Source organism: Pseudoalteromonas sp. KG3, assembly GCF_030436385.1.
In the GTDB taxonomy this organism is placed as follows: Bacteria; Pseudomonadota; Gammaproteobacteria; order Enterobacterales; family Alteromonadaceae; genus Pseudoalteromonas; species Pseudoalteromonas prydzensis.
In genome coordinates, this window is record NZ_CP098523.1 from 287,243 (window position 1) to 309,887 (window position 22,645).

At 40.5% G+C, this 22,645-nt stretch carries 24 protein-coding genes; 9 read left to right on the top strand and 15 right to left on the bottom strand.

All coding sequences use genetic code 11. The features are described from left to right. The first annotated feature begins 1 nt into the window (after window position 1). Window positions 2-1,660 (top strand): bifunctional diguanylate cyclase/phosphodiesterase, encoded by a 1,659-nt coding sequence (locus tag NDQ71_RS01530; protein WP_301562132.1) that lies wholly within the window; start codon window positions 2-4, stop codon window positions 1,658-1,660. On the opposite strand, the gene NDQ71_RS01535 is transcribed toward NDQ71_RS01530, so the two are convergent. Both NDQ71_RS01535 and NDQ71_RS01540 read right to left on the bottom strand, forming a co-directional pair. Further along, on the bottom strand, window positions 1,608-2,390 hold the full coding sequence (locus NDQ71_RS01535) for a CLCA_X family protein (RefSeq protein ID WP_192540667.1): 783 nt from the start codon (window positions 2,388-2,390) through the stop codon (window positions 1,608-1,610). The two genes, NDQ71_RS01530 and NDQ71_RS01535, sit on opposite strands and share 53 nt — an antisense overlap. After that, a complete protein-coding gene (locus NDQ71_RS01540; RefSeq protein ID WP_192540668.1) occupies window positions 2,387-2,992 on the bottom strand; it encodes a tRNA-uridine aminocarboxypropyltransferase in 606 nt (201 codons plus the stop codon). The genes NDQ71_RS01535 and NDQ71_RS01540 overlap by 4 nt, the downstream gene beginning before the upstream one ends. Window positions 2,993-3,143: 151 nt before the next feature. On the opposite strand from NDQ71_RS01540, the gene NDQ71_RS01545 reads away from it, so the two are divergent. Both NDQ71_RS01545 and NDQ71_RS01550 read left to right on the top strand, forming a co-directional pair. Then, window positions 3,144-3,488 carry an Hpt domain-containing protein gene (locus NDQ71_RS01545; protein ID WP_064666027.1) on the top strand — a complete coding sequence of 115 codons (345 nt, stop codon included), beginning with the start codon at window positions 3,144-3,146 and terminating at the stop codon, window positions 3,486-3,488. A 140-nt stretch (window positions 3,489-3,628) separates the two neighbouring features. Further along, window positions 3,629-4,846 (top strand): pyridoxal phosphate-dependent aminotransferase, encoded by a 1,218-nt coding sequence (locus NDQ71_RS01550; protein WP_064666028.1) that lies wholly within the window; start codon window positions 3,629-3,631, stop codon window positions 4,844-4,846. 80 nt (window positions 4,847-4,926) lie between these two features. Here the strand turns inward: NDQ71_RS01550 and NDQ71_RS01555 are convergent, their stop codons facing one another. Genes NDQ71_RS01555 through NDQ71_RS01570 form a run of 4 tightly spaced genes read right to left on the bottom strand, consistent with a single transcriptional unit; the run spans window position 4,927 to window position 7,860 of the window. Next, window positions 4,927-5,394 (bottom strand): glycine zipper 2TM domain-containing protein, encoded by a 468-nt coding sequence (locus tag NDQ71_RS01555; protein ID WP_064666029.1) that lies wholly within the window; start codon window positions 5,392-5,394, stop codon window positions 4,927-4,929. Window positions 5,395-5,414: 20 nt separating this feature from the next. After that, window positions 5,415-6,050, bottom strand: a complete 636-nt coding sequence (lpoB, locus tag NDQ71_RS01560) for a penicillin-binding protein activator LpoB (protein ID WP_064666030.1) — start codon at window positions 6,048-6,050, stop codon at window positions 5,415-5,417. Between the two features lie 11 nt (window positions 6,051-6,061). After that, on the bottom strand, window positions 6,062-6,487 hold the full coding sequence (locus tag NDQ71_RS01565) for a YcfL family protein (protein WP_301562133.1): 426 nt from the start codon (window positions 6,485-6,487) through the stop codon (window positions 6,062-6,064). 8 nt (window positions 6,488-6,495) lie between these two features. Continuing rightward, entirely contained in the window at window positions 6,496-7,860 is a 1,365-nt protein-coding gene (locus NDQ71_RS01570; protein WP_192540670.1) for a COG3014 family protein, read from the bottom strand. A gap of 436 nt (window positions 7,861-8,296) precedes the next feature. On the opposite strand from NDQ71_RS01570, the gene NDQ71_RS01575 reads away from it, so the two are divergent. Further along, window positions 8,297-9,226: an EamA family transporter gene (locus NDQ71_RS01575; protein ID WP_192540671.1), complete on the top strand. Its 930-nt coding sequence runs from the start codon at window positions 8,297-8,299 to the stop codon at window positions 9,224-9,226. Here the strand turns inward: NDQ71_RS01575 and NDQ71_RS01580 are convergent. The 3 genes from NDQ71_RS01580 to NDQ71_RS01590 are packed head-to-tail and all read right to left on the bottom strand — an operon-like array spanning window position 9,159 to window position 11,337. Then, a complete protein-coding gene (locus NDQ71_RS01580) occupies window positions 9,159-9,860 on the bottom strand; it encodes a M15 family metallopeptidase (protein ID WP_192540672.1) in 702 nt (233 codons plus the stop codon). The two genes, NDQ71_RS01575 and NDQ71_RS01580, sit on opposite strands and share 68 nt — an antisense overlap. Beyond that, window positions 9,857-10,987: a succinyl-diaminopimelate desuccinylase gene (gene dapE, locus NDQ71_RS01585; RefSeq protein ID WP_192540673.1), complete on the bottom strand. Its 1,131-nt coding sequence runs from the start codon at window positions 10,985-10,987 to the stop codon at window positions 9,857-9,859. Before dapE ends, NDQ71_RS01580 begins: the two co-directional genes overlap by 4 nt. Next, window positions 10,984-11,337, bottom strand: coding sequence for an ArsC family reductase (locus NDQ71_RS01590; RefSeq protein WP_301562134.1), 354 nt, complete (start codon window positions 11,335-11,337; stop codon window positions 10,984-10,986). The genes dapE and NDQ71_RS01590 overlap by 4 nt, the downstream gene beginning before the upstream one ends. A gap of 30 nt (window positions 11,338-11,367) precedes the next feature. Here NDQ71_RS01590 and NDQ71_RS01595 point away from each other — a divergent pair, with 30 nt between their 5' ends. The 3 genes from NDQ71_RS01595 to NDQ71_RS01605 are packed head-to-tail and all read left to right on the top strand — an operon-like array spanning window position 11,368 to window position 14,355. Next, window positions 11,368-12,900, top strand: a complete 1,533-nt coding sequence (locus NDQ71_RS01595) for a recombinase family protein (RefSeq protein WP_301562135.1) — start codon at window positions 11,368-11,370, stop codon at window positions 12,898-12,900. Between the two features lie 58 nt (window positions 12,901-12,958). Continuing rightward, window positions 12,959-14,176 carry an IS4 family transposase gene (locus NDQ71_RS01600; RefSeq protein ID WP_301562640.1) on the top strand — a complete coding sequence of 406 codons (1,218 nt, stop codon included), beginning with the start codon at window positions 12,959-12,961 and terminating at the stop codon, window positions 14,174-14,176. Beyond that, complete coding sequence (locus tag NDQ71_RS01605) at window positions 14,176-14,355, top strand: hypothetical protein (protein ID WP_301562136.1); 180 nt, start codon at window positions 14,176-14,178, stop codon at window positions 14,353-14,355. The genes NDQ71_RS01600 and NDQ71_RS01605 overlap by 1 nt, the downstream gene beginning before the upstream one ends. A 244-nt stretch (window positions 14,356-14,599) precedes the next feature. Here the strand turns inward: NDQ71_RS01605 and NDQ71_RS01610 are convergent, their stop codons facing one another. Continuing rightward, window positions 14,600-15,406 (bottom strand): HNH endonuclease, encoded by an 807-nt coding sequence (locus tag NDQ71_RS01610; protein WP_301562137.1) that lies wholly within the window; start codon window positions 15,404-15,406, stop codon window positions 14,600-14,602. Then, on the bottom strand, window positions 15,403-15,549 hold the full coding sequence (locus NDQ71_RS24365) for a helix-turn-helix domain-containing protein (RefSeq protein WP_367318005.1): 147 nt from the start codon (window positions 15,547-15,549) through the stop codon (window positions 15,403-15,405). Before NDQ71_RS24365 ends, NDQ71_RS01610 begins: the two co-directional genes overlap by 4 nt. 261 nt (window positions 15,550-15,810) lie before the next feature. Between NDQ71_RS24365 and NDQ71_RS01615 the strand changes: the two genes are divergently transcribed. Continuing rightward, the gene (locus tag NDQ71_RS01615; protein ID WP_301562138.1) at window positions 15,811-16,356 is read left to right on the top strand and encodes a recombinase family protein; all 546 of its coding nucleotides are present in this window, start codon (window positions 15,811-15,813) and stop codon (window positions 16,354-16,356) included. Continuing rightward, entirely contained in the window at window positions 16,343-17,566 is a 1,224-nt protein-coding gene (locus NDQ71_RS01620) for a hypothetical protein (RefSeq protein WP_301562139.1), read from the top strand. Before NDQ71_RS01615 ends, NDQ71_RS01620 begins: the two co-directional genes overlap by 14 nt. 394 nt (window positions 17,567-17,960) lie before the next feature. On the opposite strand, the gene NDQ71_RS01625 is transcribed toward NDQ71_RS01620, so the two are convergent. The 4 genes from NDQ71_RS01625 to NDQ71_RS01640 form a co-directional block, all read right to left on the bottom strand. Further along, complete coding sequence (locus tag NDQ71_RS01625; protein WP_192540675.1) at window positions 17,961-18,455, bottom strand: PTS glucose transporter subunit IIA; 495 nt, start codon at window positions 18,453-18,455, stop codon at window positions 17,961-17,963. Further along, the gene (locus tag NDQ71_RS01630; protein WP_064666040.1) at window positions 18,455-18,853 is read right to left on the bottom strand and encodes an ACT domain-containing protein; all 399 of its coding nucleotides are present in this window, start codon (window positions 18,851-18,853) and stop codon (window positions 18,455-18,457) included. The genes NDQ71_RS01625 and NDQ71_RS01630 overlap by 1 nt, the downstream gene beginning before the upstream one ends. A 225-nt stretch (window positions 18,854-19,078) precedes the next feature. Further along, window positions 19,079-21,229, bottom strand: coding sequence for a phosphate acetyltransferase (pta, locus tag NDQ71_RS01635; RefSeq protein WP_192540676.1), 2,151 nt, complete (start codon window positions 21,227-21,229; stop codon window positions 19,079-19,081). Between the two features lie 2 nt (window positions 21,230-21,231). Further along, window positions 21,232-22,446, bottom strand: a complete 1,215-nt coding sequence (locus tag NDQ71_RS01640) for an acetate kinase (RefSeq protein WP_192540677.1) — start codon at window positions 22,444-22,446, stop codon at window positions 21,232-21,234. Window positions 22,447-22,645: the final 199 nt, after the last annotated feature.

The following is a 22,645-nucleotide window of genomic DNA, read 5'->3' on the forward strand; positions in this document are numbered from 1 at the left end:
TATGAAGCAATCAGCCCATTTTATTGTGATTACTTTGAGCTTGGGCTTTATGCTTGTGCTGCTTAACTATTTATTTTTTTATTGGCGTAGTCATACTAAACAAGCAATCCCGTATGAGTTTTTATTTGTGTGGTGTGCAGTTGTTTTACAAACAATTTTTTGGCAAGCAACCTTGGTGACAGGCTCTTCTCTATACCTAGTTAATGACCTATTAATTGTGCTAAATGCGTTGGCGTTTGTGCTGGCGCTGCTTATGTTTGAACGTAAACGAGTTAAGCAATTCACTTATAGCCTCACCCATGACGATGAAACACAGCTGCCGAATAAAATGTTACTGATAGAATGTCTGGATAGTCAGGTTAACCTAGCAGCTGCGCATTCTATATTGCTATTTAGACCCGCAGTATTGTCGAATGCACGGGCAAATTTTGGTTATGAACACGTCAATGAGCATATAAAAGTGACCATGAACAAATTGGCGCAGCAATTAGCATCGATGAATGTATTGTGTGTTGAAACGAACATACAAGGATTCCGCTCTATTGTCAGACTTGATGATAGTACTTATGCAGTGGTGATCCTTGGCAAGCTAGAGTTAAGCCAAATAGAGCAGGTGGTGTGTGTGATCAATAGTGTGTTTGCTGATGGTATCACTCACGAACGGCTTCATTTAATTGATAAAGTTGATATTGGTGTGGCGAATTACCCGTTACATGCAAGTACGTCTTCTCAGTTGATCCAACGTGGCTTACAAGCATTAGGTGTAAAACCATTGCATGGCGAACGTTGGCATATGTTTAATATTGAAAATGTGACTCTTTCACAGCGCCGTATCGCCATTGCATCAGCCTTAAAAGAAGCGATCGAATTTGACCAGCTGAGTTTGTTTTTTCAACCGCAAATTGACTTAAATACAGGTAAAATACATGGTGGTGAAGCACTACTACGTTGGGAACATCCACAATTGGGGCATGTGCCGCCGGATTTATTTATTCCGATAGCTGAATCATCGGGGATCATTTCTGATCTCACCGAATGGGTCATTACTCAGGCATTGATCTATCAAAAACAGATCACCGCAATATTACCTGAGCATATTGTATCTATAAACATTTCTGCGAAAGACTTACTCCGTAAAGACTTGCCTGTGTTATTTATAACATTGCTAGATGAATTTAAGCTAAATGCCAGCAACATAATGCTAGAGCTGACCGAATCGGCGACGCTTTTTGAAGGTGTAGATATAAAGAATGCACTTAATGATTACCGTTTAATTGGTGTAAAAATAGCCATAGATGATTTTGGCACTGGCTATTCATCTCTGGCTTACTTGAGCAAAATGGGCTTTGATGAAATAAAAATCGATAAGCAATTTGTGATGAACATTGAGTATTCAAAAAATGATCAAACTATTTGTCGCGCAACCTGTGACATAGCGAAATCATTGGGATCTTATGTGGTTGCTGAAGGGATCGAAGATAGCCAAAGTATGATTAAATTACAAAGCTATGGCTGTGAAATTGGCCAAGGTTATTATTTTTCACGGCCTTTAGCGTTTGATGCATATATGCAGTGGCTAGAGCATCATCTAGGAGCCACCCCATCAACTACGCAGGATGAGCAAAGAGCAAGTGGCCTAATCGAGAAAAATAACTATTAAGTGCCCGGTTGCAGGTGATTAAGGTGTCATTGTCAGGATAAATAAGGCCAGAACTCGTGATACCCGATACTAAAAAATGATTAATGATTTGCCCATTTTGGGCAATACAGGCTTCAAAGCTACGTGCGGCTAACTCTTCAGGCATGCTCATATAATATTGCTGATGGTGTTTATCAAATGCGATACATTGCTGTACATAGTGATTGGCGTTTTCACCTGTTGGCCCTAAAAATACACTCTGGTAAAACTTATTTAGCGCTAAGTTGAGCGAATGGGATGGCTCTATAGGATGTTCAAGCCACAGTTTCGATGCAAAATGGTTTTTTGCGTGTGCGGGAAAAACATGCCCGGTAATATGATGATCAAAGGCATGAAACCATTCATGGGCCAGTGCGCCACCGCCGGCATTTTTTGCCAATGCCAGCGTCCGAGTTCGGCTATTATAATGGGCTTGTACGTTTTGCTGGCCGCCATGACCAAAGGCAAAATTGAGCTTTCCTCGAAGACCAATTGCCTTTGGCGGCACTTGCAGAATTTGCGCTAAATCGGCCAGGGCATCATAGATCAAATTAGCACTAATAAAGCGCTCTTCTTTAGTAACCCATTTACCGACCACCATAGTACGAAAGCCAAATGTGTCGCGAATATCATTAAAATCAACTTGGTCATCAAAGCGATAATCGGGGCCTTGGCGGTAAAATCCACGTTTTAAACGGTTATTAGCGGTCATTTTGCTTGATAACGCGCTTTAACATGCTCAGGCATAAATTGAGTCTGTTTATTGTTAAGCGCTTCTAGCACTTGATATAAACCGCTTGGATCGGCATTTTCAATTAACGCTAAACTATGCGCTACCGCTTCTAAGGTTGATAAACTATCTTTGCGCGGGGCTTTACGAATGCGGTAGCGATTGTGTGGAATTGATGCAAAACTGACTTTTTTAAAGTTGTTTAGTGCAGGCGTCAATTGCATTAGCTTAAATGCTTTTTTCCAGGTGCCATCAAGCACAATTAAATGGCTTAACTGCGCGGTAAATGCTTTTGTTGAAGCACATTTATCATCTAACAAGATAGCATCTTCATCAGGGTAGAGCAGAGCTGTTGATGCAATAGGTAAGTTTTCCAAAATGCTAAAATCAGCCTGCGTCTGGCCAATAATAAGTTCACACTGCGTAAGGCAAAGCGTTAATAAGCGCGCTGTATTTTTACTTACTTTGATTTCGTTAGGATCCTGTAAAATAATAATTTTAAGTTTATTATCAAGCACTGATAAATCTTCACAAAGGCAAGTTGATAAGCTAAATTTACAATGAGCACATAGCGAACGAGACATAAAATAATCTATTTATTAGTGATTAGTTGAAAAACCTATTAATTATACGCTGAATGAGACGATTAGTTGGTTTTTTTTCGAGACAAGGATAAAGTACACAATTAACATAAGTTACTAATTTAGTGTGGCATGAGTAAAATAAGGATAAAAAATGAACTCAATTATCATTGATGAAAGCGCATTGGAAAGTATGGAATCATTATTAGGAGAGCAATTTAGTGATACGTTGGTGTTTTGCTGCGCTGAATTTGAACGCTTAGGCGCGGAAGTATTAGCTACTATTCATAATGATATTCAAGTTGCCAGCCGACATGCTCACAGTTTAAAGTCAAACGCTGCGCAATTTGGTGCAACTAGCTTGTCGGAAGTAGCAAGGGAAATTGAGCAAAGTTTAAATAATGACAATACCGCACAGGCTATCGCGGCCTCAGCGCAGTTAGATGGCCAAGTTGCGGGCTCAAAAGCAAAGTTAACTGATTGGTTGCAAAGCCGTTAGCTATCAAACTGAAGCTCATTTCTTGAGGTGTTTGGGTATATTACTCAGACGTGAATTTATTTCAGTTTTAAGGCCTTAAATACACTAGTATTTATCCCCTTTACTAGGGTAATCTAGTGGTTCCACTAGTAGAGGTAAAAATGTCAGAAATTAAAAAGAGTCATAAATTACAAGGCGTTTGTTATGACATTCGTGGGCCCGTGTTAGTGCAGGCTCGCAAAATGGAAGATGAAGGCCAAAAAGTTTTAAAATTGAATATTGGTAATCCGGCAGCGTTTGGCTTTGATATGCCAGAAGATATGCACCGCGATATTATTCGTAACCTTTATTCAGCCCAAGGCTATTGTGACTCAAAAGGCCTCTACTCAGCCCGTGTGGCTATTTATCAGCACTACCAACAACGCGGTTTATACAATCTAGACGTCGACAATATTTATATTGGCAATGGAGTCAGTGAATTAATTCAAATGACGACTCAGGCGTTACTCAATAATGATGATGAAGTATTGATCCCTGCACCTGATTATCCATTATGGACAGCATCAGTGAAATTGGCAGGTGGTAACCCTGTTCATTATTTATGTGATGAAGAACAAGATTGGTTTCCTGATATTGCTGATATTCGCAGCAAAATCACCACAAAAACTAAAGCGTTGGTGTTGATCAACCCAAATAACCCGACGGGTGCGGTTTATGATGATGCGTTATTACAACAGTTAATAGATGTAGCGCGTGAGCATAAGTTATTGTTATTAAGCGATGAGATCTACGAAAAGATTTTATATGATGGTATTACGCATAGCTCTATCGGCGCACTGTGTGATGATGTGCCGATCATTACTTTTAACGGTTTAGCAAAAACTTACCGTGCAGCAGGTTTACGCATGGGTTGGATGGTGCTCAGTGGCCGTACGTCGTTGATGGACGATTTGCGCAAAGGCTTAGATATTTTAGCCTCAATGCGGCTATGCGCTAATGTGCCAGCGCAATACGCGATTCAGCAAGCATTGGGTGGGGTACAGTCAATTGATGATCTGATTAACCCTGGTGGTCGTTTGTATGAACAACGTGATATTGCTTGGCGTGGTTTGAATGCCATTGATGGGATCTCATGTATCAAACCAAAAGGGGCTTTATATGCTTTTGCTAAAGTGGATACCGAACGTTTTAACATCAAAAATGATGAGAAAATGATCCTAGATTTACTCAAAGCAGAAAAAATACTACTTGTGCATGGTAGGGCATTTAATTGGCCTAGCCCTGATCACTTCAGGTTGGTATTTTTACCAAATAAAGATGATTTATCGACCGCGATGGGCAAGATGCAGCGCTTCTTTAATAATTATCGACAAAGCTAAGCCAGTTATACTGGACCTGTAAAAAATAAAAAGCGAGTTCATAGTTAAATGAAGGCTCGCTTTTTTGATCTGAGTTTAAATCAGTAGGCTTTATCAACGCGGACTGTGTTATCTGATAAATACACTAAACGCACGCTGTCACCGGTATTAAAGGTCATTTGACTGTCTTTGTCTTGAACCACCATAAATTGCTCGCCGTTTTCAACTTTGATCATTAATTCAACCAAATGGTATTGGTTATAATGACTGCCTTGTTGGCGGTTATGTGCAACGCTGCCACCAATTACCGAGCCTAAAATAGTTGCGGCGGTGCGACCACTGCCACCACCAAATTGATTACCAATAACACCACCTAATAAAGCGCCGCCAAAGGTTTTCCAACCACTATTTTTATCTTGCACCAGCTCTTGCTCAGTAATGTTACGCACAGATTGCACATTGCCAAACAATACTTGTTGTACAGGCACAGCTTTATTTCGCTCATAGGCTGCAAAGCTTGGATCACTGAAGAGCAGGGCAGTAGATAACCCAATTATGAGTTTATTCATCATTTACCTCCTAAGCTGTTTTACCAGCCAAAGGTTGATTTTTCTCGGGTTTTTCGAATTTCTGTTTCGTCAGCCCATTCGACTAAGCCACTTTTTAAATCCATTAAGCGCATTGTAAATTTATAATACACGTCGGCTTTATCTTCGTTTGACTTCACGATGCTTGATAAGTTGCCATACAGCATATATTGCGCGCCCACTTGCTGACCAAAGGCTACCGCCGTTGAAGGGTCAACTAATGCATCCACATTTTGAAAGTTAAGTTGCTCTCTCACAGCTTCTACACGGCCCATATCAACAAAGCGAAATTTACCGCTGCGTAGTAATTGGGTTGAAATTGAATCAGTGATTGATTCAGTATCAATGTGCTCACTGGTTTTGTTTTTAATACGCTCAACAAATACCACTGGGCGTGTATTCGCGGTCATAGTACCCACGACTGGCGAAGCCAGTAGCGAATCCGTCATTTGGGTTGCAACTTTTTGTAAGTCGGTTGAACCAAAGTTAATATCTGTTGTTTCAACAGCTTGTGCGTCACCATAGCTAACGACCGCTTTATTCGCACAGCCACTGAGCGCTAATGCGCTTAAGCCAAGTAAAGCAAAACCAGAAAGTGCTTTAAGTGTTGGTTTGTTCGATGTGTTTTCAGTATTCATAGTGGTATCCTTTACTTTTTAAATTCTTGCGCTTGCGTTGATACTTCACGAACGGCTAATGAAAATGTCACTGCATCAGATGTTGGTGCAAGGCCAGGTAGCTGCATATTGGCAAAACCAAATAAAGTCAGCGCTTGCCAAGGTGAATGATTGCCTTTGATCACAAAGCCATCTCCGTCGTACCAAGTAAACTGGTACTGCAAATATTGTGACTTTTTATATTGGCTAGACAGTGTCACCACGACATCGGTTAACTGATTAGTTTGGCGAGTCTTTACATCAGTGATTGCCAGTTTTTTAGCTAATTCAGGGTTATCTACTTTTAACTGTTGCTGGTATTGTGCTGAAGCTTGTTCAACACTAATACCTGATGTGGTTGGTCTACTTGTACAGGCTGCCAGTAGACACACCGCTAATAATGGCACTAAATATTTCATGGTAGCTCCTAAAGTTGCACTACATGGGAATTAAAATAGTTGTTAATAGAGGTTAGATAAATCAAGGTTAACCCTTGCTTACTAACGGTAAAGTTTATGTCGCTATGAGCACCAAGTTTTAATACATGATCCCCTGCAGCGAGCTGGGTACGCGCGACACTTATTTGATTGGGCAGCGTCAACCAACTACGGGTATCCGCTTGCTCTGACGCTAAGTTGTAAATATTCGCGAGAATATTGCCGACATCGCCGCCACTGCGTGCTAATTCTGCACGTACTTTTTCTTTTGCTACTAAACGCAATATTTGCCGAGAGACTCTCGCCGGCGTTTGCTCTTCAAGGGTTTTTGCCGCTAATGCTTCTAGGCGTACCAAGGGGCTCAATGGTAAAAGCTGTGCTGCGATACTAATTTTGTTAATTGCGGGTATAAATGCGTTATCTTTATAAACGGGCATCGCTAAACTGTAAAAGCGCGCATCGCCACGGGATGTATAAATCGGTAAACGCAACACAAACTCATCTTTTTCTGGCACTAAACCTTGTTCAACTAGTACCACCACATCACCGCTGTTAGCGGCGCGCTTAGTTGGTTCTCCAAAGCGCTTTTTAAATTCTGCAAAGTCTTGATCAAAGCCTTGTCGCTTGGCAAGCTGCAGTACATCTTGCTGCAAATAGGTATTTTCTGGATTGATCTCCAGCGCTTTTTTAAAATCAATGTAGGCATCATCGTATTGCTTATTACTTTGGTAAAGTAAGCCTGACAAATAAAACGTAAACGCATTTTGGTAGCCATTTTTTACGTTTTTAATCACCTCATCCATGCTGGGATAATGCTTTTGTGCTTCTTTTACGCTGGCATCAAGGTCATCTTGGTTAGCCGTTAATGCATCTGTTTGTACTTTATTAGCGCGGCGCACTTCAACCAGTGCACCTTCAATATCATTTTGATAAACATAACTGAGTGCTTTATAGCTATGCAGCATACTCATTTCATAAGGCGCTGGCGTATACGCTATTACCGAATCATTGGTTAGCAGAGCGTTACTTTGTTCAAGGCCAGCACTGAGTTGTACTTTGGCAGCTTGGCGCTTTATTTCCATTTGCTGATAGACCGCTTCGTATTGTGGTTGCGCGCTATCATATTGGTTATTTAGGTTGTTTAAACGAGCGTGTTCTAATTGATTAAGTAAGTAGTTACTGTGCGATTGCCCATTAGTTGGTAATAGTTGCTGGGCTTGAGCCAAATTATTGCTATTAATTGCTTGGCGTACAGGCGTCATTTGAGTGGCATAATCTGTAAAAAGATCACCAAATCCAATGGTACTGCAGCCACCTAAAATAGCACAAAAGCCAAAAATAACACTACGTTGCACATGGCACTCCTTTTATCACCGTTAATACAGATTAGCATAATCTAATCTGAGAGCGATGATAAACAATGTAAAAAATCGTAAGCACTCATTCTATAATTACGTAACTGAGCTGAAATAGATCAGCAAAGCCGCTAGTTTTCAATTTAGAATATTTCATAATCAAATAAGTAGTCGATTAAATGACGAAAACTCATCGACTTTACTGTGTTGCTAAGTGTTGTGCTATCCCAATACCAATCACTGACACTACGATTACAACAGGTAAACTTTGCGCAATTATGGCAATCCTGTATAAATGATATAACCAGTGAGCAAATTGCTGGCTTTCTTATCAGTTTGATAAATCAATGGCTCGAACGTGGTTGGCTGGTGTCAGCGACAACATAACAAACCATACACGCTGCATGTGCAGTAACGGTTTTAACTAAGGTACACTTTGAAAGCAACATTGTACACGGTACTTGCCTTGCTGGCATTTGCAGCAAACTCTCTTTTATGTCGTATGGCATTAGTTCAAAACTACATAGATGCTTGGAATTTTACTGCGTTGCGGTTACTCAGTGGCGCGCTGTGCTTAGGCTTTATCGTACTTATACAAGCAAAATCAATAGCCAATCCGGCTAATAATAATGACGATATTGAGCTCGACGTGGATGATCGCGGCAGCTGGCGCAGCAGTATCAGCTTATTGGTGTATGCACTTTGCTTTTCAATTGCGTATGTGGAATTAGATACTGGCACTGGTGCGCTTATTTTATTTTCAGCGGTGCAGCTAACCATGATTGGTTGGGGTATTTACAATAAAGAGCGGCTCAGCACTGTGCAGTGGTGTGCATTTATTATCGCTGTGATTGGTTTTGTATATCTGATGTTGCCCTCGGCAACTATTCCATCAGTGATACCAGCACTATTGATGATGCTAAGTGGCGTAGCCTGGGGTATATACAGTATTCGCGGTAAGGTATGTATTTCACCGCTTAAAACCACCACCTTTAATTTTGCCCGTAGTTTATTTGCGTTACCTGTGTTATTTATGATTGGTTTTAGTCATTTATCGGGGCTTAGCTGGCAGGGGGTTGCGCTTGCTTGTGCCTCTGGTGTACTGGCTTCGGGTATTGGTTACAGTATTTGGTATGTTGCTATGCCTTTGTTAAAAAGTAGTCAGGCTGCGGTGGTGCAACTGTGTGTGCCGGTCATAGCGGCATTAGCAGGCATGTTATTTTTAAAAGAAGAACTCAGTATACAGTTTGTGATTGCCAGCGCCGTTATTCTCGGCGCTGTATTGGTGTTTATGTTGGCTAAACAGCCGGGGCACTCACATTCAACACATAGCGCTGATAAAGCTGCGGCAAATGCGCCAAAATAGCGGCTTTGCCCGCAACTTCACTGTTTTCGATAATATCCGTTAAGGCGTCAATACTCTGGTGTTGCATTAACTGTTGCGCTTGTTGAATATGACTAATGTGCCAAGGCTCGGGCGCAACGCCGCCTAAGTCTTGTTGATAAGGACGGTAAAAGCCATAGTCTTCTAAATGATTATCAAGCCACTGAGTCATTGCCGAAAAAGGGCCATTTCCAGTGTATTCGCTCGGCTCTAGCTGCAATTTATAGTCTGCTGACACGGCGGCTTGATCAAAGATGTCAAGATCAGTGCCAAAGTGATGTCGGCTGGTACCTGGCAGTGCAGAGTAGAGCATAATCGCATGGCACTTTTCAATATCCGGCATACTCGCTAAATCAACGTGCTGCTGTTGTTTATTAAGCACCGGACGTTGTCCAGTAAATTTAGCATTCCAGATCAACGCTTGGCGTTCAAAATCCCGAAAGCTAGATGCGATGGCTAGTTCAAAGCCCGCATCACGCGCCGCATTTTGTAAGCGTATAAAGTCGTCAACAATCTCTTTATGCAGTTTATAACCTTGATACTCAACAAGCTGCAGCTCATTTTTACCGCACGCACACTCAGCTAATTGTTGTGCTGTGAGTGTACTTTGGCTCATGTTAACAGCTGCTCTAAAATATGTTCGTAAATATCGGCAAGGGCAATGAGATCGTCACTGCTTACACACTCATTGACCTTATGAATGGTGTCATTACGTGGCCCAAGCTCAATCACCTTTGCGCCCGTTTGGGCAATAAAGCGTCCATCAGACGTGCCGCCAGTGGTTTCAAGTACGGTGTCTAACCCGGTCACTGCTTTTATTGCTGTAACCGTTGCATCAATTAATGGTCCGCCTTCGGTGATAAATGGCTGACCATTAACAATCCAATTCAGCTCATATTCAAAATCATAGTCAGCTAACATATCAACAACGCGTTGCTGTAATTGCTGATGGGTTACTTCAGTACTAAAACGAAAATTAAACTGCACTTCAAGTTCACCCGGGATCACATTACCCGCACCAGTGCCACCATTAATGTTCGATATTTGAAAGCTGGTTGCAGGGAAAAACTCATTACCGTTATCCCACACTGTTTGGCTGAGCTGCGTAAGTAGTGGGGCGGCCAAGTGCACTGGATTTAAGGCAAGTTGCGGATAGGCCACATGTCCTTGAATACCTTTAACGGTTAAAAAGCCTGTTAAAGAACCACGGCGACCATTTTTAACCACATCACCCAATACATTGCGCGATGATGGCTCACCGACTAAGCACATATCAATTTTTTCACCGCGCGCTTCGAGTGTATCAATCACGCGGGTTGTCCCATTGATAAAAGGGCCTTCTTCATCGGAGGTGATTAAAAACGAGATAGAGCCTTTGTGATCGGGGTGTTTTGCAACAAAGCGCTCCGTTGCAACAATCATCGCAGCGAGTGAGCCTTTCATATCAGCAGCGCCGCGACCATGTAGCATGCCATCGGCAAGCAAACCTGAAAATGGCGGGTGTTGCCAGTTTTTTTCAGGCCCAGTCGGTACAACATCGGTATGGCCTGCAAAGCAAAAATGAGGTGACTGTTGGCCTTTTCGTGCCCACGTATTCAAGGTATCAGTGAAAAACATTGACTCAATATTAAAGCCTATTGCTTGTAAACGCTCATTCATCATCGTTTGGCAATCAGCATCTTCAGGCGTGACAGAACGACGTTGGATCAAGGCTTGAGCAAGTTCAATTACTGGATGGATCATGATGCGAAAATCTCATCGTATTGCGCCACTTTAAAACCTAAGTGGTAAGTGTCATTGTGAATTAGTACTGGGCGTTTGATCATCGCTGGTTGCTCTACCAAAATGGCAAGAGCGCTGTCTTTATCAAGATTTTGTTTTTGCTCATCAGTTAATTGGCGATAGGTTGTGCCGCGTTTATTAACTAACTCTTGCCAATCGATGTGATTGGCAAACTCGCTGATCATCGCTAGGTTTATGCCGTCTTTACGATAGTCATGAAACGTATAGTCAATGGCGTTATCGGTTAAATATTTTTTGGCTTTTTTTATAGTGTCGCAGTTTGCGGGGGTTCCGTATATAATAGTGCTCATTCGGATACATCCATTTTAGTGGGTAAAAATATGAAAACAGCTTACAGTTATATTCGTTTTAGCTCAAGCAGACAAGCTGATGGAGACTCTATTCGCAGGCAAACTGAGCTTGCTCGCTCATATGCCAACGAGCATGGTTTGGATTTGCAAGATGTCTCTATTAGTGATTTTGGTGTGAGTGCATTTAGGGGAGGCAACTCAACAGAAGGCGAGTTGGGTACTTTTCTTAAACTGGTTGATGATGGGAATATTCAATCCAATTGCTATTTGCTAGTTGAGTCTTTAGATAGATTATCTAGAGATAAAGTAAGAAAAGCGCTGCGACTGTTTCTATCAATAATCGATAGAGGAATAACGGTTGTTACCTTATCTGATGGCAGAGTTTATTCACCTGATAGCGATAATGACATGGACTTGCTGATGTCAATTCTCATCATGAGCAGGGCGAATAACGAGTCAGAGATGAAATCTAAACGCACTTCATCAGCATGGAACAAAGCTCGTCTCGATGCTTTGAGTGGCATCAAAGCCAAGAACTCAAGATTACCAGATTGGTTGAGTTGGAATAACGATAAGACAGATTTCATAGTTGACCAACACGCAAAGCAAATAATACAAATGGCATTTGAGCTATCGGCTGGTGGATTAGGTATAGAGCTAATAGCTAAACACTTGAACGAACATGGTTATCGAACGTTTAAAAGACAATCTGTGTGGAGGTCTAGTACTATATCCAACCTTCTACGTAATCGAGCATTAATAGGAGAGCATCAGTTTTATCAAAAGAACCCCGATGGTAAAAGGGAAAGTGTTGGTACTCAAATAGCTGACTATTATCCAGAAGTAATATCTAAATCTCTTTTCTTGAACGTTCAACAAGGTATGGATTTACGAAATAAACGTGGTTCAGGGAACCGTTCAGGCCAATTTACTAATTTGTTTACTGGATTGATTCGATGTGGTGAATGTGGTGCAGCTGTAGTTACAAGCAGTCAAACCGTTAAAACGCCACAAGGTTACCTGAAATGTACTTTAAGGTGTGAATCTAAAGCTCGAATGAATTATAAATATACCGAGCCTCAAGTATTAAGTGCATTAGGTTCGTTACAGTCGGTAATTGAGAAATATCGTTCACCGATTGATGATAAAACGGCTTCATTAGAGCTAGAAATTAGAGCTTTAGAGCAGAAAATTAATAGTATAGGACTGTTATTGGACAAAAACTTTACTCCCAGACTTGCAGAAAAGTTACAAGAAGCTGAGTTAGAGCTTGCTGAAAAAGTTGCGTTATTACTTTCAGAACAACAACGAGTTTCTTCCATGCAAAGCAAAGAACGTATTGTTTTGGGACTCGAGCCATTAGAATCTATTGACGACCGTAGAGCCTTTAATTCAAAGCTCCGAAACGTAATTGATAAAATAGAGATGATTGAGCACCCTCATAAAAAGGGTGCAGCTTTAGTCTATTATATTGACATGAATCCAGTGATGGAACAGCACTTTACTAAGCTAAAAGGTGCACATGCTAAAGTATCCCCAAAATTAGCCTTTATATATCAATGAACTAATAGTGTTAAAAAATATGGGTAGTGAGGGAACATTCATGGTGTTTTGTGATCTTATGAATCGCTTAAAAACAACAGAACTAAACACCATGAATGCGTCTACTATTTTGCACAATATGCTCCGCGCTGTCACCCCTAACTCTATTCATAAAGCCAGATTTAATACTCTAGTCGCTGCCGTTAAATCTCTTTTGCACTGTCAGCAATGCACCTTGACATCTATTGGTCGCAATTTGGATTCAAAAACAACTGAAAAACATGATATTAAACGTATTGATCGACTACTCAATAACCACGAGCTTTTGCGTGAGTCGACATCGGTTTATGTTCGCTTAAGCCGTTTTGTGGTCACTGAAAAGCATCCCGTCATTTTGGTTGATTGGAGTCATGCAGATACACAAACCAAATACTGTATTCTGCGTGCCAGCATTGCCAGTGAAGGTCGTTCTTTGACCCTGTATCAGGAAAGTGCATTCAGTTTTCAGTATCATTGCCCAAAAGTTCAAAAACGGTTCTTAAAGATGCTCAAACTGATCTTGCCGGGTGACTGCCGGCCCGTAATTGTGACGGATGCGGGCTTTAAAGTTCCTTGGCTCAAAGCCGTGCGAAACAATGGCTGGCATTATATTAGCCGTGTTCGAGGTACGGCACATTTGAAAACGCAGGGCAGCGATGAGTTTGTTCCATGCCAGTCACTATTCAAGAGCAATCAACGTAAGAGCCAGTATCTTGGCGCGACCGAGTTGACCAAAAGTGCAAAATATCAAACTCATGCAGTGCTGGTTGGCAAGGGACATAAGTTATTAAAAAGAGATAAAAAACGTGGTTATAAGGAGCCTTGGCTACTCGTTTCTTCTCTTCCAAAGAGGCACCACTTTCTCGAAAAAGTACTCAAATTATATGGTATGAGAATGCAGATAGAAGCAGGATTTCGAGATCAAAAAAGTGTTAGGTTCGGCTTAGGCTCAGATCTGCACAGGACAAACAAACTCTATCGATTAGACATACTGTTGCTGCTTGCCACACTGGCTCATTGGTTCTCAATGATGCTGGGGGCAGTGATAGACAAAGCAGGAAAGACAGGCGCTTTTCAAGCTAATTCAACCAAAAAAAGACGAGTAGTGTCATGGGCATTTGTTGGGCTGCGATACTTCAAAAAACAGTCCATTAAACTGCGACGGCGAGATTATTTGGCAGGACTAGCCTATTTCGTACAGGTGGTAGTGCAACTCGATTGGAAAAATATGGATGTGAGTGATGTAATTGAAACTTAATGATTATTTCTGGGGATCCCTTAGGTGCACATGGTACTAATTCAGAAGTCTACGAATTACATAGTGATGATGTTCCAACCTACTTAGGTAGAACAAACAGTAAAAAACCACTTGAATTTATTATTGATGAAACTGAAGATTTATTATCATTTACTCCTGCCGATTGGGACTATAGTTAATTTTATATACTATTAAATGAAAACTCGAAATTGATATAGATACAAGAAGGGCTTATTTGAATATTATGCCCTTCTTAATTTATAAAAAATCTAAAAGTTACAAAATCACAAGAATGTCACAGAAAAGTTGCACTTAATTTTCTTTTAAATCAGTGTGTTAGGTGGTTCTGCGACATTGTTACATTTAAAGTGACAAATATACACACATATATACAGGAGAGTATGGTGGGTAAACTATTTGATTCTATCGAACACGCTCATATAGCTCCTCCTCGGCCAAATATTTGGACATATAAGCATCATAAAAATCCTTAACCAAATCTGTTTTTTTAAGCCAATCTATTCCTTTTTCATATGCTGATTGACATCTATCATTCATATAATACTCATAGTTCAATTTACTTTCCTCTATTAAACGGTTGCCACTGATATCAAAGTTCCATTTTATAAAGTTAAGTGTTGGCCATTCTCCATCATCATATTCCCCAAGAAAATGCGTAGAGATAACTTCATCTCTAAACTCAGCAGCCTTCCATTCACATTTAAATCTTTTTGAATAAACTCCGCCACAAGGGTGTCTGACCTTGTAAATGGCTGGTTCATCATATAGTTTATTTACGTGAACAACTCCAATAAATCCAGTGCTTGCTACCACCTCATTAATTCGACTATCTTTTTTAGCTATATTATTTTGTTTTGCAGAGCATTCTCTGAGGTTCCTCACGCGATTATCAAGTGGGTTATGGTTCATATGGTCAACTTGTAAGTGAGATGGTGGGTTTAATATCATTCTATGAGCATATTCTCTACTAGAGCCATTAGCTCTTCCGCATAACTTCCCATCATTTCTTTTATGTGCTGCAAAAGCGCTAGACTCTAGTATACGAATATTACCTAAATCAATAAGCATAAAATTATTAGCATCGAGGTAAACTTCAACAATAGGTTCGCAATTATAAACTGTAATTACGACTTTTTTTTTGTGCTTGCCATAACCATTAGGAAGCTCAAATCGAAGGCTGTTATCTCTATTATATAAATAATGCTTCATACTATTCCCTCCTGCTTTAAAACTCTGCTAACTGTATTTCTATGGCAACCAACTTTATCGGCAATTGCCGTATGACTTAGGTTTTTGTCCCTTAAATCAATTATTACTTTTCGTTTCGTTCGTGTAATTCTATTCGTCTGCATAATTCCTCCTTGTTTGTTTAGCTGACCTTAATATTTTAATTGATTTGAACTATTACGAACTAAAAAGCACTTGTTTGCATAAGGAAACCAATGTTGGATAACCTATTTGTTATAAGTTAATTAAGTCTAAACAATAAGATACCGTCTTATGGAACTTAAAAGTTTAATATTAAAACTATTAAAAAAAGTTTTAATTTCACTAGTAATTAAATTACTAAAATATTTGGAAGCTAAGAATCTATATTTATAAGGAGCCTAATTATGGCTAAAGTGGGGTATGCACGTGTAAGTACTAAGGGTCAAAGTCTAGAAGTGCAATTAAACGCATTGAAGGATTGTGATGTTGTATTTCAAGAAACTCAAAGCGGAGCCTCTACAGAGCGTTCTGAGCTCAAACGAATGTTAGAGTATGTTAGGGAGGGTGATAGCATTAAAATTACTAAACTGTGCCGCCTAGCTCGTAATACAAAGCATTTGCTTGAGGTAGTAGAGTTTTTAGATTCAAAAAAAGTATCACTCCAAGTTGCTAACTTGGGAATTGATACATCAAGCCCAACAGGCCGCCTTATGGTTACTTTGATTGGTGCTATTGCAACTTTTGAAAGGCAATTGTTACTTGAACGTCAAGCAGAGGGTATTGCATTAGCAAAAGAAAAAGGTAAGTATAAGGGAAGAAAGCCAACAGCTAGAGCTAAAAAAACTCAAGTGAATGAGCTTGTAGCAGATGGTATGAGTAAGTCAGAAGTAGCAAAACATTTAGGTATTAGCCTTTCAACTGTTTACAGGGTAAAGAATGAAAATAATTAAAGATATACTATCTATTGTTCTTCTTATGGCGTCGTCAACGGTTAGCGCGAAAGTTTTGTCCGTTGATGTACTTTCAATTTGCACAGATAATGGTTATTTGAGTCCCTATAATTATGATTTGGTTGATACAATGAACATACAAAGTTTATTGTCAGAAAGGAGGAAGGCCGCTCGATACATTAAAGAAGGTACTCGTTATGATTATGATAAAGTTCTATTTATAGACCAAATTGTTGCAATAAATAAGATTACAGGTAAAAGTCTAAAGGAACAGCCGAGTATCGAGTTCATATGCAATGATGCATTTTCATATGAAGAAGCATCTGCATATTTGGCGTTGATAACGTCTAGTTTGGAAGAAAAATATAGCATTCAAAAGCAGGCTTTAGAAAAAAAAATCCGTATCAGGGATACACAGGATTTTCTCGTCACTGCAATGAACTCTTGTAAAAAAAATGGGATGTATGACGGTCATGCAAGTCTTTCTAAAATATCTAAATCTGACATTTTGTTCCAAACAAACATTGGGGCAACTAAACTAACGGAGGATACAATCTTAATCTACTCGGGTTATGAGGATAATGAAGAGAAACATTATGAAGTTTGTAAATATATTGCTTCTATCATTAACAAAGAAAAGTATGTGCTTTCACCTCAGGAAGTCTTAAATCAGCGAGAAATCGCTGCTAAAGCTCTTGCAGATAAAAAAGCGCAAAAAGATGCTCAAATTCTTGCTGATAAAAAAGCTGAAGCTATTGCAAAAGCAGAAGCTCTACAGATAGCAGCTGAGGTTGAAAGAGAAAAAGAGAGAGTTACTTCTATTAAAAATGAGATAAACATGCTCTCAGAAGAGCTTCGTAGTATCGAAAATAAAATAAATAGAATTACTCCTCGAGCTTCTTTCGTTTTAGTCAAATCAAAGATGGATAATGGAGCTGTACAAGCTATCGTCAATAGCGAATTAGTCGCTATTATTGATCCTAATGGTGTTATAACAAAGCCTGGTCAAATTAATTTACACTTAGTGAAAATGAAAAGCTTATATACAAGAAAAGAATCTGGATTTGATATTCCAGTAACAACTTATGGCATAAATGTAGATCCAGAAAGAGCGTTACGTGAATATAAGACTAGCCCAGAAGGTATAGTAAATTTAAAGAGAGCTGAGGAAATAAAATCAAATATACTTGTATTGAGATCCGAGCTTTAGCTTTTCAAATAACTATAGCCTAGTGATAAATTTGAAAGGCTTTAGAAACCATGTCTTTAGGGTCTTTTTTCTATTTTGATAAGGAATTCTCACAGGGTCTAACCTAAAAATGAAAAAGAATAACTAAGTCTGTAGCACTGTTAACCCCTTATCTCGAACTTTTTTATATCAGAATATCTATTTTAATAGAAAGTAAAATTCAGCGATAAGATTGGCTAATTGTAATAACCTATACGATATTTTCTGTTTGATATATGGGTTTTAAGTGGTTTAACCTGTGTTATAGCTCAATAAAATCAATATGTTACCTTTAATTTGGTGACTTTTCTGATTTTGCACGTAACCCTCCAAAACGCCTCACAGTTACTGATGCCGTAAAGAGTAGTCATATTAATTACTTCTTAGTGATAGTTAAAAGAGTGTCTATCCCAGCGCTTACGTGAGATAGAGAATAATGCATGGGTGTAAGCTGATGGCCGTTGAGCAAAATTAGGCAAGCGAGTAATGGGCTACTGAGATCTCTGAGATCAAAATAGGCGAGTCGCTGACCTTTTGTCACTTTACTGCCATTAAGCTGAGCAATGTGTGTTTGCTTAATGTGTTGCTGTGGGTCTAACTGTAAATTCAGCAGTACTTTTAAGCCATTATTAGCTTGTAGAATAAATTCTGTGCCGGCATTTTTTACTTGTACTAATGTACCATCAAAGGGCGCTAATATTTTGTGATTGCTCAATGCAACCATAATGCCTGGGCCCAGTGTGCCGTAGCTAAAAAATGGTTCTGGGTGCTCAGTTAATGGCATTACCTTTCCGCTAAAAGGACTGCAAATTGCAATACTGTTTGGTGTTAATTGTCGCTGTGGTAAATAGCTAATCTCAAGGTTTTTCATTATGCCAACTTAGTGTCATTAAGTAGCTGATAGCCATCTTTTTTTAATGCTTTCATGGCATCATTAATGCGTTGTTGTTTTACTAGCACATAGTCAGTGTCGTAAGTTGAAATCGCAAAGATAGAGATATTAGCCTTGGCTAAAACCCCAGAAATATTCGCCATGATCCCAGTGAGCGAAAAACCAAGTGGGCCAATAACTTCTAACGCGCGCCAATCATGTTCAGCGTCAAGGCTGTCAATGGCAAACTCACTAGGGCACACAATCGATAATTCATCTTTAGTTTTGGCTACCACAAACATAGACTGGTTAAATAACTCAGGTGGGATCACGGCAGTCACTTCAAGGGTATGAATGGTAAAGGTTGTACTATGTAGCTTTAAAGTTTGCTTAGACATTGCGGACCCTTTTTAATTGTAAAGCTTTCCATCAGCATATACTGATCAATAGTATAGATTATCAGGGTGAAATAAAAGGCCAATGTTGTCCACAATTTCTGTGGATAACATTGGGAGTAGTGAGGTATAAAGTTAATAAGTTATTTATTTTATTGACTATTTCAAATAGGGTTAGATTAACAGCAAGGGCAAAGTGATCAGTGTTTGATCACTTTACTTTAAGCGTTAGTTACCCTGTACTTGTGCTGCTTGAATAGCGGTAAGTGCGATTGTATAAACAATATCGTCGACTAAAGCGCCGCGGCTTAGATCATTAACGGGTTTACGCATGCCTTGCAGCATAGGCCCAATGCTGATCAAATCAGCACTACGTTGCACCGCTTTGTAAGTGGTGTTTCCGGTGTTTAAATCTGGGAAAATAAATACCGTCGCTTTACCCGCCACAGGGCTATTTGGCGCTTTTTTAAGGGCGACGTTTTCCATAATTGCCGCGTCATATTGCAGCGGCCCATCGATGATCAGATCAGGGCGCTTTTGCTGTGCTAATTGCGTTGCTAGGCGGACTTTTTCTACATCCGCGCCAGTGCCAGACGTGCCGGTACTGTAGCTTATCATTGCAACGCGTGGCTCAATACCAAATGCAGCAGCAGAATCGGCTGACTGAATGGCAATATCAGCTAATTGCTCGGCCGTTGGATCTGGATTAATCGCGCAATCGCCGTATACCAGTACTTGATCGGGTAAGAGCATAAAAAACACCGATGAAACCAATGATGAACCCGGGGCTGTTTTTATTAGTTGCAGCGGTGGGCGAATGGTATTCGCTGTGGTGTTAACCGCACCAGAAACTAAACCATCCACTTTGCCACGCTCTAACATCATAGTGCCCAGCACCACGTTATCTTGTAATTGCTCAAGCGCTACAACTTCGGTTAACCCTTTGCTTTTACGAATTTCAACCATAGGAGCAACATAATCGTTGATCACATCTTGGGGTTCGATAATGGTTACGTTTTCGTTAAGCTCAACACCTTGCTGCATTGCGATACGTTCAATTTCTTCGCGATCGCCTAATAAAATGGTTTTTGCAATACCACGTTGACCACAAATAGCCGCGGCTTTAATGGTGCGAGGTTCATTGCCTTCAGGCAGTACAATCGTTTTTGCCGCTTGACGGGCTTTATCTGTAAGTAGATAGCGAAACGCAGGCGGCGACATTTTCCGGGTTTTACCAACGCTTTTAGCAAGGCTATCTAACCAATCAGAATCAATATGGCTGGCATTATGATGCTTAACTTTATCAATACGTTGGACATCGTCACAGGGTACTTCCATATTAAAGTTATGTAACAATAACGAGGTACGCCATGTATCCGCATCGGTACTTAAAATTGGCAAGCCAGTGGCCATGGCCTGTTCGCATAAAGTCATGATCCGTGGCTCTGGTTTAAAGCCACCAGTTAATAAAATTGCGCCAATTTTAGTGCCGTTCATAGCTGACAAACAGGCTGCAACTAGTACATCAGAGCGATCACCTGGCGTGACAAGCAGTACACCTGGCGTAAAATGGCTCAGGATGTTAGACACAGTGCGAGCACAAAATGTGACACTACGCAGTCGTCGATGCGCCATATCACCTTCGTTGAGTATTTGCGCTTTTAAATAGGCCGATAAATCTTTCACCCGCGGTGCCACAAGCTCAAAATTCCACGGGATCGAGCCTAATAACATAAAGGGGTGTTTTCTAAAAATGGGCAGTGACGCTAACCGGTTCAGCTCGTTTTCTAATTTGTCAGGTTCGTGTGATTCAACCAAGTCAGCTCGGGCTCTGCCTTCATCATCCAGTGGGGCATTCACCTTATTAAAAATACAGCCTAATACCCGAGCATGATCAACACTGCCATAATAGCCGGCGGCAATTTCTAATCTGTCTTCAATTTGGTCATTGCTGTCATTGCCGGGAGTGAGTACAAATACAATATCAGCACCAAGGGTTTGCGCGATTTCACGGTTTACTCGCCCAGCATAAGGTTGGCGACGGGTAGGCACCATGCCTTCTATAATAGCGACGACATCATCACCAATGGCATTTTCAAAGCGCTCGACTATTTCTTCAAGTAAGTCATCACCTTTACCATCACCAATCATTTGCTCTGCGTAATCAAGAGCAAAAGGCACGGGAGGGGTAATAGCCGATCCTTGCGTAACAATTTGAGTTGATTTTTCCGGCCCAGTTTCCCCAGAGCGAGGTTGTGCAATCGGTTTGAAAAAGTTAACTTTAACGGTTTTCTGCTCAAGCGCGCGCACTAAACCAACTGATACTGAAGTTAAACCAACCCCCGTTGAGATTGGAACTAGCATAATTCGACGTGCCATTGTTATAGCTCCTGTGCAATTGCGGCGGCATCACGGGCGATCACCCATTCTTCGTTGGTTGGCATGACCACCGCTTTTGTTGAGGCGTGTTGTGAACTTATCACACCTTGCGTGCCAAAGCGGGCTGCAAGGTTTGCGCCGTTATCACAATCAAGGCCAAGGTAGGCAAGTTGAGTAATCACTTTGTCACGAATAATATCGGAGTTTTCGCCAATACCACCGGTAAAAATTAATGCATCAAGGCGCTGCAATGGCACCATAAAGGCTGCCACTTGTTTCGCTAAGCGATAACAAAACATTTCAAGTGCTAAAATGGCTTTTTCATTGCCAGCTACAGCTGCTTCCTCGATAGTACGGCAGTCGTTTGACAATTCACTAATACCAAGTAAGCCGCTTTGTTTATTTAATAAATCGTCAATTTGTTGGGCGTCATAATTTAGTTGCGTGGTTAAAAAGTTAAATAACCCAGGGTCGATATCACCGCTGCGGGTACCCATCATCAAACCTTCCAGCGGCGTTAGGCCCATGCTGGTATCGACACTTTTGCCATTTTTAATCGCGCAGACTGAACAACCATTGCCTAAGTGGGCGCTGATAAAGTTACTTTGCTCTATCGGTTGATCCAGGAGTTCGGCTGTTTGACTTGCTACATAATAATGGCTGGTACCATGGAAGCCATAGCGTCTAACACCGTAGTCTGTGTAGAGCTTATAAGGTAGAGCATATAAATAGGCAACCTTCTCCATGGTTTGATGAAATGCAGTGTCAAACACAGCGACTTGCGGTAATCCTTTAAAGGCGGCTTGTGCTGAGGCTATGCCTAACAAATTTGCATGCCCGTGTAATGGGGCAAGCGTAGCCGCTTGGGTAATGCCCTTAATAACCGCATCATCAATCAGCATTGATTTAGTAAAGTGCTCACCACCATGCACTACACGATGACCCACTGCAATGAGGTTACTTGCTAAATTCTGCTCATTAATAAGTTTAACCAGGGTGTCGATTGCTTCTTTGTGTGCTTGATTGGCTGTCAATTCAAGTAGGTATTTTTTGCCTAAGTATTTGTATTTAATAGATGGCGATGATGATCCTAAGCGCTCAGCCAAGCCTGAAATAATTTCTTCAGAGCTGGTGGCATCTAAAATAGCGAATTTTAAACTTGAACTTCCACAATTAAGAACAAGCACATGGTGTGGCGATGAAGGTTGCGCAGACATATCAGGATCCCATTTTATGACAATATCGGTAAGTGCACATTAAGCTTAGTTGTTATATAACTAAGAATCGAACTAGGTTGACTAAAGTTACCGTGTAAGCGGTCGATAAATTGCAATGTCTATACTAAAGTCTAGTTGACTAAATGTACGTTTATTTTACCTGATTAATTTATTTATGGTAAGTTTAAACCGTGATCAA